Source organism: Candidatus Erwinia haradaeae (genome assembly GCF_900698935.1).
GTDB lineage: Bacteria > Pseudomonadota > Gammaproteobacteria > Enterobacterales > Enterobacteriaceae > Erwinia_E > Erwinia_E haradaeae_D.
Map to the genome: position 1 here is coordinate 306,478 of NZ_LR217715.1, position 17,933 is coordinate 324,410.

The 17,933-nt window shown below is 34.6% G+C and carries 12 protein-coding genes; 8 read left to right on the plus strand and 4 right to left on the minus strand.

Annotation, left to right across the window (positions count from 1 at the left end; genetic code table 11):
• Window positions 1-155 precede the first annotated feature (155 nt).
• The 4 genes from serS to map all read right to left on the minus strand — a co-directional run bounded on the left by serS (window position 156) and on the right by map (window position 8,466).
• Window positions 156-1,451, minus strand: a complete 1,296-nt coding sequence (gene serS, locus ERCIKOCA2762_RS00905) for a serine--tRNA ligase (RefSeq protein ID WP_157988352.1) — start codon at window positions 1,449-1,451, stop codon at window positions 156-158.
• An 885-nt stretch (window positions 1,452-2,336) separates the two neighbouring features.
• Entirely contained in the window at window positions 2,337-3,443 is a 1,107-nt protein-coding gene (gene asd / locus ERCIKOCA2762_RS00910) for an aspartate-semialdehyde dehydrogenase (RefSeq protein ID WP_157988353.1), read from the minus strand.
• Between the two features lie 771 nt (window positions 3,444-4,214).
• Window positions 4,215-4,778, minus strand: a complete 564-nt coding sequence (gene gmhB / locus ERCIKOCA2762_RS00915) for a D-glycero-beta-D-manno-heptose 1,7-bisphosphate 7-phosphatase (protein WP_157988766.1) — start codon at window positions 4,776-4,778, stop codon at window positions 4,215-4,217.
• A 2,899-nt stretch (window positions 4,779-7,677) separates the two neighbouring features.
• Entirely contained in the window at window positions 7,678-8,466 is a 789-nt protein-coding gene (gene map / locus ERCIKOCA2762_RS00920; RefSeq protein ID WP_157988354.1) for a type I methionyl aminopeptidase, read from the minus strand.
• A 1,560-nt stretch (window positions 8,467-10,026) separates the two neighbouring features.
• Between map and rpsB the strand changes: the two genes are divergently transcribed.
• The 8 genes from rpsB (at window position 10,027) to rseP (ending at window position 17,896) form a co-directional block, all read left to right on the plus strand.
• Window positions 10,027-10,734 (plus strand): 30S ribosomal protein S2, encoded by a 708-nt coding sequence (gene rpsB, locus ERCIKOCA2762_RS00925; RefSeq protein WP_157988355.1) that lies wholly within the window; start codon window positions 10,027-10,029, stop codon window positions 10,732-10,734.
• Window positions 10,735-11,042: 308 nt separating this feature from the next.
• The gene (tsf, locus tag ERCIKOCA2762_RS00930; RefSeq protein WP_157988356.1) at window positions 11,043-11,849 is read left to right on the plus strand and encodes a translation elongation factor Ts; all 807 of its coding nucleotides are present in this window, start codon (window positions 11,043-11,045) and stop codon (window positions 11,847-11,849) included.
• 228 nt (window positions 11,850-12,077) lie between these two features.
• Window positions 12,078-12,803, plus strand: a complete 726-nt coding sequence (gene pyrH, locus ERCIKOCA2762_RS00935) for a UMP kinase (protein WP_157988357.1) — start codon at window positions 12,078-12,080, stop codon at window positions 12,801-12,803.
• Between the two features lie 76 nt (window positions 12,804-12,879).
• Complete coding sequence (frr, locus tag ERCIKOCA2762_RS00940; RefSeq protein WP_157988767.1) at window positions 12,880-13,437, plus strand: ribosome recycling factor; 558 nt, start codon at window positions 12,880-12,882, stop codon at window positions 13,435-13,437.
• 110 nt (window positions 13,438-13,547) lie between these two features.
• Window positions 13,548-14,768, plus strand: a complete 1,221-nt coding sequence (ispC, locus tag ERCIKOCA2762_RS00945) for a 1-deoxy-D-xylulose-5-phosphate reductoisomerase (protein WP_157988358.1) — start codon at window positions 13,548-13,550, stop codon at window positions 14,766-14,768.
• Window positions 14,769-14,900: 132 nt separating this feature from the next.
• Entirely contained in the window at window positions 14,901-15,644 is a 744-nt protein-coding gene (gene uppS / locus ERCIKOCA2762_RS00950; RefSeq protein ID WP_157988359.1) for a polyprenyl diphosphate synthase, read from the plus strand.
• Window positions 15,645-15,676: 32 nt separating this feature from the next.
• Window positions 15,677-16,537, plus strand: a complete 861-nt coding sequence (locus ERCIKOCA2762_RS00955; RefSeq protein ID WP_157988360.1) for a phosphatidate cytidylyltransferase — start codon at window positions 15,677-15,679, stop codon at window positions 16,535-16,537.
• A 9-nt stretch (window positions 16,538-16,546) separates the two neighbouring features.
• Window positions 16,547-17,896 carry a sigma E protease regulator RseP gene (gene rseP, locus ERCIKOCA2762_RS00960; RefSeq protein ID WP_157988361.1) on the plus strand — a complete coding sequence of 450 codons (1,350 nt, stop codon included), beginning with the start codon at window positions 16,547-16,549 and terminating at the stop codon, window positions 17,894-17,896.
• Window positions 17,897-17,933: the final 37 nt, after the last annotated feature.

The following is a 17,933-nucleotide window of genomic DNA, read 5'->3' on the forward strand; positions in this document are numbered from 1 at the left end:
TTTAAATTGAATAGAAAGAATATTGTATTAGTACCACATATAAGCAGTGATGGTGCATGAAAGAATTGATTTCTCTGTATTTAGATATGAGTGATTGAGTTGATATATACCACGATATAATGATAAAAATATTACCATATATATGACTGTAAAATTTATCCTATATAATCTATGTTATGCATATATGGTCGTAGAACCTCTGGTACCCTAATACGACCATCATGCTCTTGATAATTTTCTATTATGGCTACTAAGGTGCGCCCTATAGCTAATCCAGAACCATTTATAGTATGTACTAAGCGAGTCCCATTTTTTTGATCATTAGAACGCCAACGTGCTTTCATACGACGGGATTGAAAATCTCCCATATTTGAACAAGAAGATATTTCGCGATATGTGTTTTGAGCGGGTAACCATGCTTCTATATCATATGTTTTTTGTGCACTAAAACTAAGATCTCCGGTACATAGTAGTACGTATCGATATGGTAGTTGGAGAAGTTGGAGTACTCGCTCCGCGTGTCCGACTAATTCTTCCAGTGCATTCATTGAATCTTCCGCGCGAGTAATTTGCACCATTTCTACTTTATCAAATTGATGCATCCGAATGAGACCTCGTGTATCACGACCATAACTACCAGCTTCCGAACGAAAGCAAGGTGTCTTTGCTACCATTTTTAACGGTAGGTCTTTTTCTGCTAGAATCGTGTCTCGTATCATATTAGTAAGAGATACTTCAGCTGTAGGAATTAGTGCATAATTTTTATTAGAATTTATAGAATCTAATGGATTGAGGTAGCACAGATCTTTTCTGAATTTTGGTAGATGTCCAGTGCCATATAGGCTGGTTTCGTTAACTAAATATGGTACGTAAGTTTCTTGATATCCATGTTTTTCAGTATGTAAATTCAACATAAATTGACCTAGTGCACGATACATAAGTGCTATATGTCCCTTCATAACAACAAAACGTGAACCCGTTATTTTTGCAGCAGCATCAAAATCTAAACCTTCTATTTTTTGACCTAGCGCTACATGATCTTTTACTTGAAACTCAAATTTTTTTGGTTGACCCCATCGATAAATCTCTTGATTGTAGCTGGCGTTTTCTCCTGTGGGAATCGTATCATCAGGGATGTTTGGGATTGACATTAGGATTTTATGTATGTTAGCAAAAACTAAGGATAGCTCTCTTTTAGCCACATCTAGTTGTCTAGATAATACATTCACTTCTTGACGTAAGGATTCTGTATCTTTTCCTTTGTTTTTGATTTGTCCAATAAATCTAGATTTTATTTTACGTTTTGCTTGAAGGTTCTCTGTTTCAATTTGGAGTGTTTTACGTTGCTCTTCGTAGGCATACAGAGTACTTATATCTAAATTATACCCCCTTCGTGCTAGTTTTTTAGAAATTATGTCTGGAGTACTATGTAGTAGATTGAGATCTATCATTCTGACCTTATGCAATAGTGATGAATAAAAAAGTATTTTGTAATGTTGCAATTATAGAATGGAGGTTCGTGTGTATCATTGTATTTTATATAGATCAAGCTATTACATCAGTGTGTTTTTTTTTGTCAAGTTTATAATCACAAGTAAATTTGGCTTTCTGTAAAAATATATGTTATTCCCACATGGGTATTCGAAATGAAGCTCGGTGCATTTGTTGCAGAAATTCGATTTAAAATCGTCATATTATGACCTGAAATGAAATTTCACTAGATATCTGCTGTAGTTTTTAAAGTAGTATTGTGTTTAAATCTTTGTATGTTTCTCATATAGTATCTTTTACTTGATAGCTTGACGTAATATAGTAGTTAAGATGATTTAACAAATCCTGTTTTTAGCTTGGCTAAATATTAACTTGTCAGGTGATAGAGATGGTTCTATCAAATTCATAATATGAAATAGTGTACATTACATGAATACATACAACGCTGTTTTTATAGATGGATTGCTGAGAAAGAAGTGCAATTCTATCATAATTTTTATAATCTTTTGCTACATTTTTTTTAAGATGTAATAAATACATTATGCAAGATGATTTTTTATGAAAGATGCGTGAACAAGAAAGGAATGATCAATGATCAATACAGAATTTTTATCGTGCATGCGTATGTGATGCTTATACTTTGTATCTGATGACTTCAGTGACATCGAAACTTAAATGCTATTGGTTTGCATTAATACATAATATTTAATCTATATATGTTTATTTTTCAGCTTTGTATAGTGGAAATATTTTCATAGACATATGTTGTAGAGAATAGATGCACCCTAAGTATCTGATCAGATGTTTGATATAGCAGCATCCTTAGGAAATATATTTTGCAGTAACTAATCTATTAATAAACGAAGCATGCGTCGCAGTGGTTCCGCTGCACCCCATAGCAATTGATCGCCGACAGTAAAAGCAGAAATGTATTTCGGTCCGATATTCAATTTACGCAATCGACCCACTGGTGTGCATAGTGTACCGGACACTACTGATGGTGTGAGTTCACTCAAGGTATGATCTATATCATTTGGAACTATTTTAACCCATGAGTTATGTGCTGCGATTTTTTGTTCGACTTCCAGTAACGGTATATTTTTTTTTAATTTGATAGTAAATGCTTGGCTATGACAGCGTAAGGCTCCAATACGCACACATATCCCGTCTATGGGAATGACATGAGTAGTCTGTAATATTTTGTTCGTTTCCGCCTGCCCTTTCCATTCTTCAATTGTTTGCCCATTTTGGTACTGATGATCAATCCATGGAATGACATTTCCTGCGAGAGGTACGGTAAAACTATCTATTTGTATACCTTGGCGATTTCTTGTAGTAATTTTTCGCTCAATATCTAGAATTGTAGCAGATGGATTATTTAGATCTTTAGCAACACAAGCATACATTTCACCCATTTGGGTAAGTAATTTGCGGACATGATGCGCACCACCTCCAGAAGCTGCTTGATATGTAGAAACAGAGATCCATTCAACTAAATGATTAGCGAAAAGACCACCTAACGCCATCAGCATCAAGCTGACAGTGCAGTTGCTGCCCACAAAAGTTTTTATTCCCGTACCGATTGCATCATAAATAACGTGATGATTTATAGGGTCAAGAATTATGATAGCCTCTTCTGTCATACGAAGAATAGAAGACGCATCAATCCAATAACCAGACCATCCTGCTTTTCGAAGTTGATGGTATATTTTTTGTGTATAGCGTCCACCTTGACAGGTAAGAAGAATATCAAGCGCTTTTAGGGCATCAATATCATTGGCATTTTGTAAGACTCCAACTGATTTTCCATTTAATACAGGCGCAGCTTGGCCATATTGTGAGGTAGAAAAAAATACTGGATTGACTACCTCAAAATCACCCTCTTCTTGCATTCGCTGAATTAGAACGGAACCAACCATTCCCCTCCATCCCACTAACCCTACTGTTTTCATATTGATGTAGTACTTATTGCATGATCATTATTTGCCATATGTAGTTTTGTACTATGAGAGATTAAGAATATTATATGTATATAGATTAATATGTTTTTGGTATACCTGATTTTTGGTATACATATCAAAGATTTTTTACCATCAGGTAGTATGATACTAGACTTCTAAACAACAATACAGCATATTTTATATGCTCAAAGTACCAGGTATGCATTGTGACTATGCGATTAATAATCGCATTTATGATATATTGAGCAATCTAATGTTGGTGAGTGTTCTACATTTTTTGTTGGTTATCTTCATAACCTTTTGCGTATTTAATACCGAAAAAACCCTTGATTTGCTGCACGATATTTTCTATTTGTAATCGATATGGTGGTATTAAGGATTAATAATATAGATTGAGCGTGAAAATAGTCAATGGGCATATTTATCATCTATAAAGTATATGTGTAAATTTATTTTTTTTCACGGAAACGGAATGGGTGCAACTAGAGAGTTTTTGTGTATTATTGACTATACTGATTATTTTTATTATTTTTCTATCATCATATGATATAATGTTATATGTCTGCTTTATATGTCTGCTTTTATGTCTGCTGTAGTGCTTGATAAGCATCACAGATCTTTCTAATACAGAATTACATCTTTTTATGCTCTGTTATAGCGCGGCATTCTTTATTTTTATGCTTATTGCCTCATAATATGCTCAGGCATCATTGTAGACTTAGTATTGTAAGTGTGAATTGAATAAACAGATTGATATTTTTGTTAAAGAGTTTTTTTTATGTATTGTGGTAACTCTTTTAAACTATTGAGTACATAATCAGCGTTTAGCACGTGTTCTTTGTGGATCACTTGACCGCTACGAACTAATATTTTTTTTCCAACCCCAGCTGTTTGTGCTGCTTTTATATCTTCTATTTTATCGCCTACCATATAAGAAGCTGACATCTTGATATGTAAATCCTTTTTAGCAGTTAGTAACATTCCCGGTTGTGGTTTACGACAATGACATTTTTTGCGCCATTTTTTTATCGTGGCGGTAGGATGATGAGGGCAAAAATATACACCATCTAGGCGAATATTATGTTCTGCTAAACATTTATTCATCCATTGAGTTAAGATCATAAATTGATTTATAGTAAATATACCGCGTGCAATTCCTGATTGATTGGTCACGACGATAATGGCAAAACCCATCAATATTAATTCATGCATTGCATCAATGACACCATCAATAAATTTAAATCGATCTATTGTACAGACGTAGCCAAAATCAAGATTTATAGTGCCATCTCTGTCTAAAAAGATGGCCGGTGTTTTATAAACCAGCATGTACGCTTCCATTTTTGGTGAGATTTTCTCAGTGAATACTGTAAGTATATATTTCTATAATATTATATTGTATTGTATGATGTGTAACATAGAATATGTGTATATCATATAAATGAGTATTTATTGTTTATATTGATAGCATCTATAAATTTGTAGTATGTATATATACTATATAGTATATATACATACTACTCTTTAGAGTAAGAGCGGATGTATAAGAGTATTGTACGCTTATATTTGTTCATATGAAAAGATTTTTTCTGGTTCAAGATTGTTTATTAGTTTTACTATGAATTTTAATTATATTAGTAAGGAGAATTGATATTTAAAATAATTAATGAGTTTTGATTAAAAATAAATCATGTGTTATTTTAAACATTACTAATATCATGAAGATGATGTATTTGTTTGAACAATATACAAACTAGTCCATTCTTGTAGAATTAGAATATCATACTGTGCATGCATGCACAGTACTATATATAGATAATTACATCTTTAAAGAAAAAAATTTTATATTAAGTATTGTGTAAATATTGTAAGAGAAAAAATATATTTTATATAGATATATATTTTTTTATAGGTTAAGATCGATAAATTGAATTGAAGAACAAAATATATATGTGTATTTTGTTCTTAAAATTTCTACTCAACAGTGGATATCGATAGTGTCTATAAGACTAAAATGTTCTGTAATGTTTTATGAAAAATCATACTTTTAATATAATGCGATAAGTATTATTTACTTTTTTTAAAAAATAAATAGAATGTAATTCTATTACATAGGAATGATCTAAAAATACCATTTTAGAAAACTAATTTTTGTAAGGTATAGTATTCATTAACCCAGGCATTGCTTGTAATTAAAAGGATCATCATTAACATGATGCTCTTAACACATGAATGGATCATAGTAGTATACACTGCAATGCAAGTTGATAGAGCAAAGAAGTTAGAAAATATTTATTGGAAATAATGTAAGATATAAGATGTTTAGAAACACTCACCTCTTACCATAACTATACTAAATAAAAACATGGATCAATAAATATGTATTTATAATCACATTTATATGCGGATCAAGTCATAAATACAGTTAGAAAAAGTAATTAGGATTGGATTATAATTTTACATCGATGATAACATCATAGAGTAGAGTGAACAATACATTTTGATTATGTTATTGACTAGGTAAAATCTACAATACATATAATATTTAAGAGCGCCATCTTTTTTATGTGCAAGCATCTTGATAAGTGATATATGAATAATACTATCAAAAGATAGTATGGCGTATCAATAGAGTTTTCACAGCAGTGCTGATAATGATAAGAATATTATACTGAAACTATACACTAAAATTTTAAATGCATATCACAAATTATTAGAACGCGCGTTTAGATTGCATTTTAATGTTTTAATGTAAGATGACGTAAATCTATTATATGTTTTAAGATGTACACTTTGTAGTGTGTATGATTTTTTAGGTGTGTTTAATTCTTTTAGGTGTACTTATGAACCTATTGGGTTACTGGGTTATTTGTCACTATAACTAGAGCTGTGATGTAGTTAGGTATCTTGAGATGCAATCTGTGTATCATATTTTATTTTTCATGAGTTGTGTGTAAGACGTAAGTGATGTAAGAAGATGCATCTTCTAAAAGTTATGGTATGCAGTATGTTTTTATATAATTTGTATGCGTACAGTATCTTTTAGAGTTTTATAAGTCAAAAAGTATTCTATACTTACTACTCTACCTCTTGTGTTGTAGTGTTGTAGGTTGTAGAGAGCATGTAGAGAGTGCATCTAAATTTTAATAAAAGAATATTCTGTGATTTAACTGGCTGGCGGTGTCATCGCTTTGACTGTGATAATCTTGAACATAAAGATATATCCGACTCAGCAGTCTCCTGTAAGCATCGGATATTTAAAATAGTAAGAAGCGAACTATATCGACTATTGATTTTACTACAGTTTTAGAAGGGCTTATGTCATATTCTAGTTTTTTCACATTACTAATCGCATTAGAAATAGATTGAGCATAAGTTTCTGTTTTTTTCATCCTAAGATACATCACTTACATTTAAGTAACGCAATTGAGTATAAAAATTTTAAGCACACAATATGTATTGTGTTGTCGTATACAAGGTTAGATTAAGAGATCCTGATATAAGAATGCAAGTAACATGGGCATAAACATGTTGAATGGTCTACTGCAGCCTGGTTGGGCTTCTCTCATGTCACACATCTTGATGATATTCAATATTATGCGATATTGATCGTTCAGTTATTTGCAAGACATAACCATTTTGTTTTGTATATTAGTTTTGAATCAAAATAGGTATAATAAAGTATTATATATAATAATTAAAATAGAGGGTATTTGCGTTTTATATGGGTTTTATAGTGGTACTTTTAATGTATTTTCCATACGGACAATATCGCTGATCTTATAAAAGTCTGTAGAAGAGTAGATTGCATAGCACCTTATAACTTATGTCGGTTGGGATGGTCATTTTAAAAAAAGTACTGTGAGTAACTGGCCATGTATTGTGGTGATGCCCAAGATAAGAATTTAGTATTTTAGTGAAAAAGCATCGTTGCATTATCACACATAGTGGTATAATGCTTTTCTTCTAAGTGTTAGTATCGTTGAATGGTGAATTTAAAATCTATCTGTGCATGGTACAAGATTAGTTTCAAGTAGAAAGCTAATATGAATTTTGAATATTGATTTAGACTTAGAGAATATTGTATATATTTGAGATATCTTGCTCAGAAGAAGTTATGCTACATTCTGGATGATGCCTGTGTGCTCAGATATATATGAGATATAATTCGAGTCCATGATGTAATATCTATAATATGTCTATATTACTTTATTACTTTATGTTATTAATATGTTAATATTCTAGGAATAGTCTCGTCTTGGCGTAACGTCATAATTTCACACCCATTCTGAGTTACGACTACAGTGTGTTCGTATTGCGCGGATAAGCTAGAGTCTTTAGTTCTGACCGTCCACCCATCTGACATACAATAAACTTTAGAGTCACCAGCATTAATCATGGGTTCAATTGTAAATGCCATCCCTGGTTGTAAAATTACCCCGCCATCTTCTGCGTCATAATGTAGAATGTGAGGTTCCTCATGGAACTTTCTCCCGATACCATGTCCACAATATTCGCGTACTACTGAGTAATTTTGTTTTTCAACAAAACGTTGAATTACGCAGCCAAGAGCGCGTAGACGCATTCCTGGTTGTACCATTCGTATAGCAAGATAGAGGCTTTCTTGAGTAATGCGACATAGATGTTGAGCGTGGGTGGTAGCTCTTCCTACAATAAACATTGCAGAAGTATCACCATGATATTGGTCTTTTAAAACAGTTACATCAATATTAACAATATCGCCTTCTTTAAGAATCTCATCCTCACTTGGGATTCCGTGGCACACTACATCATTTATGGAGATGCATACAGATTTTGGAAATCCATGGTAATTCAGACACGCAGAGAATGCATTTTGCTTTGTAGTAATATACTCATGGCATAGGCGATCTAATGTAGCTGTATTGATATTAGGAACAATGTGCACTTTAATCATATCAAGCACCTCTGCTGCTAAGCGACCAGCGATTCTCATTTTATCAACTTCTTTAGGGGTTTTGATTACAATTGCCATATATTTATCCGTGAATTTCAATATACAAGCTGCTAGTGGTAGTCGAACTATCAGAACAAGTATTATGTGTAGATAACAGGGTTTAGAAGAAGAGAAAAATTCTTTTAGAATAAAGGTATCGCATATCTTTACACTGTAATCGTTTTCTTATGAAAATGGTATGTAACTTTCTTATTTTAAAATGGAGTATTGAATGATGTTAATATTCGGATCTAGCGCGTTTACCTTTGATAGAGGATGTAAAAGTCTAACTTAGTACCATGATAATGATTGTATATAATATATGAAGTATATTGGCGAAATCTATCTTTGTGCATTGTCCTCGTATCAGAACGATGTAGGATTATTACAAGGCATTCAATGTAATCAGATTCGGTATAATGCATTGCAGTATGTGCATATTCATATACATCCTGTGATTTCTAATGGATCATGACAATGATCAGCTATTTTCCGATACACCACTTCATGGTAAACATGACTTTTTCACTGACCATCTTAAGTAATATGTGATCATACACTCACACGAGTGTGTTTTGGAGTCATACTCATATTGTAGTATACAACAGTGTATAATAAATCTAGTTAGATGACTTCGTTGCATTTATAATCGTAAATAACGAATAGACATATTAGGGTGTTAAGTATATGTAGATATATTATTCTCCTTTCATATCTCAAGCATATTGTTCATACTGCATCACCCTGTATTGCTCAAGAGGTATATTATGAAGGTGGCTGAGATTAGTGACTATAACATAAAACAGCGTAAAGATGGAGTATCATCTAACAGGTACATGGTGGATTGACTAACTTCTTAGAGCATCTTTTATTGGTGTGTCACTTAGATTCGATGTTAATAATTATAGTTAAGTGTATATCATTTTAGTATTTTATGACTTGATGTCGGTTGTACCATTGCTGGTTTAATATATCCAATACTTTGAACACATGAATGACTCTCAGTAGTACAAATTTTTTGTATTTTTTAAGGTATTCAGATGGAGTTTCGAGAAGAAAGATAGGTGATTATGTTAGTGCGGTAGAGCCGTACAGCGCATGTCTTAATAAAGAATTATATTGTATATCGAAAATAAGTATGTTTGTTTGAGAGCAGAGAAGCGCTTTTTTGTAGCACATATATCGCTATATTCACTGGTAAGGGTGATTTAAGAGGTATAATGCTTCTAGCTATCTCTCAATGCAGTACATTACGCAAAGGCAGGAGGCTTATCTATGAAAACAATAATGTCATTAGAAACAATAATGTCTATTATTATATAATTGTTTGTTAGTTAGAAGAGTCATTCCTGGATAATAACATCTCCTTAAACAGCATATGTGTGGACTTGTATGGAGTGCGAATGGGTATATAAATCGTAAAATAGGATTTATACAGGACTTTATTGAATAAAAGAATGCAACACTATTTTAGTGGCATGTATTTCTAGGTTACACTAGAGTTTCAAGTGTTTATGTTGAATTTTGTAGTCTTCATGATGTTTTTCGCATAGCGCATATGAATGCTGCATCCTAAAATATTATATCATAGGGGTAATAATGGTCACGATTTCAATGCATGATATGCTACAGGCCGGCGTACACTTTGGTCATCAAACGCGTTATTGGAACCCAAAAATGAAACCCTTCATTTTTGGTTCTCGTAACAAGGTACATATCATTAATCTTGAGAAAACTGTGCCGATGTTTCATGAGGCTTTAGCTGAAATTAAAAAAATTTCTTCTCGTAAAGGCAAAATTTTATTTGTTGGCACTAAGCGTTCTGCCAATATTGCTGTTAAAAAGTATGCTATAAGTTGTGATCAGTTTTTTGTTAATCACCGTTGGTTGGGGGGTATGCTGACTAATTGGAAAACTGTTCGTCAATCTATTAAGCGTTTAAAGGACCTGGAAGTACAGGCTCAGGATGGTACTTTTGATAAACTCACTAAAAAAGAAGCACTTATTCGTGCTGGCAAGTTATCTAAGTTAGAAAACAGCTTAGGGGGCATTAAAGACATGGGTGGTTTACCAGATGCGCTGTTTGTTGTTGATGCTCACCATGAAAATATTGCTATTAAAGAAGCTAATAATTTAGGTATTCCAGTGTTTGCAATTGTAGATACAAACTCTAATCCAGATGGGGTGGATTTTATTATCCCAGGTAATGATGATGCTATTCGCGCAGTCAATTTATACCTGACAACAGTGGAAACAACCATTCGTGCAGGGCTATCTCACGCTTTAGTGCATACATCTGATAAGTAAGTCTAGTGTAGTAGTGAATTGAGATATGATGATATAATCAAAGATTATAACGTATAAGTAAGTTCATGATGCAGTGTATTAGAAACATATAATTGTGGAGCGGTATAAAATTTTTTATCATGTATTAGCATTATAGTAGCAATACTTATGTTCTATTTCTGCAAGTGTACTTTTAAAATTATGTAATGATGACTCATCTAGTAAACATGCTTATGTATTTTTTTAAGGTTGATAAAATACGTATGTATTTCCAATATATGCGTATCTATTTCTGACATCTTGGTGTTCATTAAGGAGAAAGGAAGAGCATGATTAATATTAGTGTTGCGTTAGTAAAAGATTTACGCGAACGCACTGGATCAGGTATTATGGATTGTAAGATGGCATTATCTGAAGCTAATGGCGACATTGATTTAGCAATCAAAAATATGCGAAAATCTGGTATGATCAAAGCAGCAAAAAAAGCGAGTCACATCGCTAAAGAAGGAGTTATTAGAGGAAAAGTACGAGATACCTACGGCCTCATAATAGAGGTAAATTGCGAAACAGATTTTGTGGCAAAGAATGCTAATTTTAAATTGTTTACTGATAAAATACTAAATTTTGCTTTTGTAAGTCAATGTAGTGACACTAAGGTATTAGAATCACGGTTTCACGAAGAACGCATGGAGCTTATAACGCATTTTGGGGAAAACATTAATATTCGGCGTGTATCCTCTATTGAGTCTACGTATGTAGCGCAATATCTTCATGGTGAACGTATTGGCGTATTAGTCTCTACAGAAAGCTCTGATATAGAATTTATTAAGCAGATCGCTATGCATATTGCAGCTAGTAAACCTGAATGTATTTATCCAGAAAATATCTCGTCTGCAATGATTGAAAGAGAGCACCAATTACAATTAGAAATATCTATGCAGTCTGGAAAATCAAAAGAGATTGTGGATAAAATGGTGCAGGGTCGTATGCAGAAATTCATGAGAGAGAATTCGTTGGTAGGTCAGGCATTTATTTTAGATCCAGAAAAAACTGTAGGGCAATGTTTAAAAGAGAGAAACGTTTCTATTACAAAGTTTATACGATTTGAAGTAGGTGAGGGCCTTGTCAATACATAACGAGTCCTTGCTAGAGCTCAAGCGCAGTATATTCTAGAGCCACTTTAAATAGGGATGGACATAATCTTCCTATGCAGGTATTAATAGTGCTAACGTGAAGCGCGGAAAATAATTTTAATATTATAACCATAATAACCAATATGTTAATTAGTATTTTGTGAATACTATAAGATGATGATAGTATCGAACTTAGTATCTATACTAACAGACATCATCTAGGAAATCACTATGGCGACCAATATAAAACCTGTGTATCAACGTATACTGCTAAAATTAAGCGGTGAAGTGCTACAAGGTTCTGAAAGTTTTGGTATTGATGCTGATGTATTGGACCGCATGGCAAAAGAAATCAAAGAATTGGTAGATCTAGGGATTCAAATAGGTATAGTCATCGGAGGAGGGAATTTATTCCGCGGAGCAAATTTAGAGAAGGTTGGCATGAATCGTATTGTCGGAGACCATATGGGAATGTTAGCGACAGTAATGAATGGGTTAGCTATGCGTGATGCATTACATCGTGCGTATATAAACTCTAGATTGATGTCTGCTATCCCATTAAATGGTGTGTGCGATACGTATAGTTGGAGTGAAGCCATTAGTCTATTGCACCATCATTATGTAGTAATTTTTTCTGCCGGTATTGCAAACCCATTCTTTACTACCGACTCAGCTGCTTGTTTACGTGGTATTGAGATTAAAGCTGATATAATGTTGAAAGCAACCAAAGTAGATGGCATTTATTCTGCGGACCCAATTTATTATCCGGAGGCAGTGTTTCACAAACAATTAACTTACTCTGAAGTGCTTCGTCATGCATTGCAAGTCATGGATTCAGCAGCTTTTACTTTAGCACGAGATCATGCATTACCTATTTGTGTATTTAATATGAACAAACCGGGTGCGTTACGCCGTATACTCATGGGTGAAAGAGAAGGGACATTAATTGTGGAATAATATTAGTGTTAGTATATGACCGGTATCAGACAGACACTCATTCATGGACTTAAATATAGAACGAAAGGTTATTGGCATGATTAATGCTATTCAACGTGAGACAGAAATACGCATGCAAAAATGCGTAGAAGTTTTTATAAAAGGCATAAGAAAAATTCGTACTGGTCGTGCCTCACCCTTTATACTTGATAGCGTAAGCATTGAGTATTATGGTGTGACTACACCCTTGTTACAACTGGCTAATGTTACAGTAGAAAATGCGTTGACTTTAAAGATTAATGTTTTTGATCGATCTATTCTTTCTGTTGTTGAGAAGGCAATTATGACTTCAGGTTTAGGTTTAAACCCGAGTTCAGTAGGAAGTGATATTCGTGTGCATCTCCCCGCTCTTACCACAGATCGTCGACATCAATTAATGAAAGTGGTACGCAGTGAATCTGAACAAGGGCGTGTCTCTATTCGCAACATAAGACGTGATGCTAACGATAAAATTAAGGCTTTAGTAAGAAACAAAAAGATTAGTGAAGAAGATGAACATCGATCTCAAGAGAGAGTACAAAAAATGACTGATTCTTTTATTAAAAAAATAGATCATGTGTTATCAGAAAAAGAAATAGAAATATTAGATTTTTAAACTTTTTTAGCAGAAGTTCTGTATTTGTATGACGTGTCGATTACCTATACTGAAGAGATTCATATTGTCTCTATTCGATTACTATTCTGTCTTCTTGGCTGAGAAAACGTATGAAGCAATTAACCATTCTCGGCTCCACGGGCTCTATTGGTAACAGCACTTTATCTGTTATTCGAGAAAATCCGCAACTATTTTCCGTTAAAGCATTAGTGGCAGGGCGCAACATTACACTGATGACAGAGCAATGTGTAGAGTTTCGTCCAGATTTTGCAGTGATGTTAGACGAACGAGCTGCACATGAACTACGATGTCAGCTAAAGCACCTTTATGTTACGACTGAAGTACTGAGTGGTAATCAAGCGGCTTGTGATATGGCTGCGCTTTCTGATGTTGATCAAGTAGTGGCCGCCATTGTAGGTGTAGCAGGTTTATTACCTACTCTCTCTGCTGTGCAGGCAGGTAAACAGGTTCTTCTAGCAAATAAAGAGTCACTTGTAACGTGTGGTCGTCTTTTTTTCGACGCAGTTAATTCCTCTCAAGCTCAGATATTACCAATAGATAGTGAACATAATGCGATTTTTCAAAGCTTACCTCTATCCTTACAGACAAAACCTGGATGTGTGTCTTTGGAATGCCACGGGGTTGATGGTATTGTGCTAACAGGATCTGGTGGCCCGTTCCGTGAGATTCCGTTATCAAGGTTGCGTTATATGACACCGGATCAAGCATGTGCACATCCGAATTGGTTGATGGGGCGTAAGATATCCGTCGATTCTGCTACGATGATGAATAAAGGATTAGAATATATTGCAGCAAGATGGCTATTTAATGCCACTCACAAACAACTAGAAGTAATCATTCATCCGCAATCTGTGATTCATTCAATGGTGCGTTATCTAGATGGAAGTGTTATTGCACAGCTTGCCTCTCTAGATATGCGAGTACCGATTGCTTATGCAATGGGTTGGCCTCAGCGCATTAGCTCAGGAGCCCCAAAGATTGATTTTAAACGTATAGAATCTCTAACTTTTTTAGAACCTGATTACGCACGCTATCCATGTTTGCAGTTGGCGATAGAAGCCAGTCAAGCGGGGCAAGCAGCCACAACAATATTAAATGCTTCTAATGAAGTTGCAGTTGCGGCATTTTTGGCTTCAAGTATTGATTTTACTGATATTTTTTCGCTCAATATAGCGGTTTTAGATCGTCTAGTGTACCGTGAGCCGACAAGTATTGAAGAGGTGCTTGCTATTGATTGCGAGGCTCGATCTATAGCATGTGTGTTTTTGCAACGATTTATGACAAAATGTTCAATACATCATGTAATGTAGTGATATATATACAATATATAATAGTACTGGCTTTAGTGAAGGTTGTGTAGAGGCTATAAATATACTATCTTCTGCAGAAAGTAAAAAATTTAGAAGCAACACCAGTCTGTATTAAGGGAAGCATAACACGTTATGTCATCCGAGAATCAATTCACAAATCACCCTCCAAGGGGTGTCAAACCACATCATGTAGCGATTATTATGGATGGCAATGGTCGCTGGGCTCATAACAAAGGAAAATTGCGAATCTTTGGTCATCAAGCAGGAGTAGAATCGGTGCGTCGCGCGGTGAGCTTTGCAGTAAGTTACAATTTAGATGCATTGACTTTATATGCTTTTAGTAGTGAAAACTGGCAGCGTCCACATCAAGAAGTAATAGCGTTGTTAGAGTTATTTATGGTTGCCCTTGAGACAGAAATTAAAAATTTACACAAGAACAATGTTCGTCTAAATATCATTGGCGACATCAGTCGCTTTGGTGCTCGCTTACAAGCTTGTATTCGTGATGCTGAAGAAAAAACTCAACATAATAAAGGACTAATCCTTAATATTGCTGCAAATTATGGCGGGCGTTGGGACATTATCCGTGGCGTACGAATATTAGCCGCGCAAGTGCAGGATGGGAAATTACATCCAGATCAAATTGAAGAAAAAACATTAAGCGCGCATTTGTGTTTAAATCAAATTGTTCCTGTTGATCTCCTGATTAGGACGGGGGGGGAGTGTCGTATTAGCAATTTTTTACTATGGCAAGTAGCTTATGCAGAGTTGTGGTTTACGGAGATCCTATGGCCTGATTTTGATGAGTTTGTTTTTGAGGGTGCGATCAATGCATTTTTAAAACGAGAACGCCGATTTGGTAGTATGACTATTTAAGTGATAGCGACTTTAGTAATCTAGGAGATATTTTGTTTAAGTTACGCCTAATCACTGCGTTAATATTAATACCAGTGATCATTATAGCGCTCTTCTCTCTTTCTATGATAGAATTTTCTATTGCTATTTTAGCGATCAGTGTGTTAGCTGCATGGGAATGGAGTTCGTTAGCCAGATTATCTTCTTACCTTCGTAGGATTATATTCACAATATCATGTGGAATGGTTTTATTAGGATGTATGCTAGATTTATTATATAACATGCAGGATGGTAGGCATTCTTTACATTTTTCTAAATTTCTATGGATCGCACTCTGTTGGTGGATTATAGTAATACCGTTAGTATATTATTATCCGAAGTCAGCTATTGTATGGCGTAACTCATGTATATTACGTGTTTTATTTGGTTTTTTCACTATCTTTTCATTTTTTTATGGTATGCTTTCTATCCGGCAGTATAATTACGTAATAGACCATAATACTGGTGTATGGCAGCTTTTTTATTTTTTAATGCTAGTGTGGGGGGCAGATTCTGGTGCTTATGTGTTTGGTAAATTATTTGGAAATTATAAACTTGCACCACAGCTTTCATCAGGAAAAACTTGGGAGGGTTTGATAGGTGGTTTGTTTGTATCATGTTCGATGGTTTATTTGTTTAGTGCGCTATCCTTAACAAGTATACCATGTATGCCTCTATTATTTTATTCTCTTATTGTGGTCTTAGCATCTGTTCTTGGCGATTTAAGTGAAAGCATGTTTAAACGTGAAGCCGCTGTGAAGGATAGCGGTAAGATACTTCCTGGACACGGAGGTATATTAGATCGCATCGATAGTTTGGCTGCTGCCGCTCCAGTTTTTGCTAGCTTACAATGGTTGATTTGCGGAGTTTTCTAGGAAAATATCATGCTCAGCTTTCTCTGGAGTTTATTATTTTTTATTGTGGCGTTGGTCATTTTAATTTCTATACATGAATTTGGGCATTTTTTGGCAGCACGTTTATGTGGGGTGAAAGTAGAAAAATTTTCAATTGGTTTTGGTAAGGTATTGTGGAGTCGTATAGATAAGAAGGGTACTGAATATGTGCTCGCGTTAATTCCTATTGGCGGGTATGTTAAAATGCTGGATGATCGTGTAAATGCTGTGTCTGACGCGAGATCTTATCAAGCTTTTAATAATAAAAACAGTTGGCAGCGTGCTATAATTATTATTGCCGGGTCGTTTGCTAATTTTATGTTTGCTCTATTTGCTTACTGGATTGTTTTTATGACCGGTATGCCAGGGATTCGTCCGGTTGTTGGGAGTATTATAGAAGAGTCTCCCGCAGCAGAGGCGAGAATATCTCCCGGTATGGAACTAAGATCTATTAATGGTGTAAAGACACCTGATTGGGATTCTGTATACACAGTTCTGTCAGGAAAAACCTGCGATCCAATAATGCATATAACAGTTGCCCCCTTTAATGGTACTGAGACAAGTGAAAAAATTATTCACATCAAGCAGAAGCACTGCAAGGCACATCAGCTTAATCCGATATTATCTTTAGGGATCCAACCACTGTTACCATCGGGTCCATTAGTGTTAGATGCAATACAGAAGAATTCTGCAGGTAGTCAAGCAGGTTTGCAGGTTGGTGATATAATTATTACAGCTCGCGGTCAAGTTCTAAAAGATTGGTATAGTTTTGATACGGTGGTGCGTAATAATCTAGGAATAAACATTCCGTTAGAAATAGAACGGAAAGGTAAAAAGATGACATGCATACTGACACCAGGGGTTGATCCAAACTATAACACTCAAGGGTTTGCTGGTATAGTACCACGTGTTATATCATTACCTAGTGAATATAAAATTTTGCGTCAATATGGCATAACCGATGCTTTTAGTAAGGCGAGCATACAAACATGGAAGATAATAGATCTTACGACCAGTATGTTACAAACTATGATTATTGGTAATATAACACTCCATGATATTTCTGGACCTATTGCTATTGCAAGGGGTGCTGGCAAGTCAGCAGAATATGGGTTTGTCTACTACATGATGTTTCTTGCGCTGATTAGTGTGAATCTTGGCATGATGAATCTCTTGCCATTGCCAGTCTTAGATGGCGGGCATCTTATGTTTTTGTTAATAGAAAAAATGACAGGAAGACCTGTATCTGAAATAATGTATCAGCTTAGCTATGGTGTCAGTTTAATTATTTTAATGTTGTTAACAGGACTAGCATTTTTTAATGATCTTTCGCATTTCTGATAATGGCAGGATTTGCGAATAAAGCCTAGCTACATGT

Bases quoted from the DNA above. Each gene is read 5' to 3' on its own strand.
- map (WP_157988354.1), bottom strand. From the start codon at position 8,466: ATGGCAATTGTAATCAAAACCCCTAAAGAAGTTGATAAAATGAGAATC.
- rpsB (WP_157988355.1), top strand. From the start codon at position 10,027: ATGGTCACGATTTCAATGCATGATATGCTACAGGCCGGCGTACACTTT.
- frr (WP_157988767.1), top strand. From the start codon at position 12,880: ATGATTAATGCTATTCAACGTGAGACAGAAATACGCATGCAAAAATGC.
- asd (WP_157988353.1), bottom strand. From the start codon at position 3,443: ATGAAAACAGTAGGGTTAGTGGGATGGAGGGGAATGGTTGGTTCCGTT.
- tsf (WP_157988356.1), top strand. From the start codon at position 11,043: ATGATTAATATTAGTGTTGCGTTAGTAAAAGATTTACGCGAACGCACT.
- pyrH (WP_157988357.1), top strand. From the start codon at position 12,078: ATGGCGACCAATATAAAACCTGTGTATCAACGTATACTGCTAAAATTA.
- serS (WP_157988352.1), bottom strand. From the start codon at position 1,451: ATGATAGATCTCAATCTACTACATAGTACTCCAGACATAATTTCTAAA.
- rseP (WP_157988361.1), top strand. From the start codon at position 16,547: ATGCTCAGCTTTCTCTGGAGTTTATTATTTTTTATTGTGGCGTTGGTC.
- ispC (WP_157988358.1), top strand. From the start codon at position 13,548: ATGAAGCAATTAACCATTCTCGGCTCCACGGGCTCTATTGGTAACAGC.
- uppS (WP_157988359.1), top strand. From the start codon at position 14,901: ATGTCATCCGAGAATCAATTCACAAATCACCCTCCAAGGGGTGTCAAA.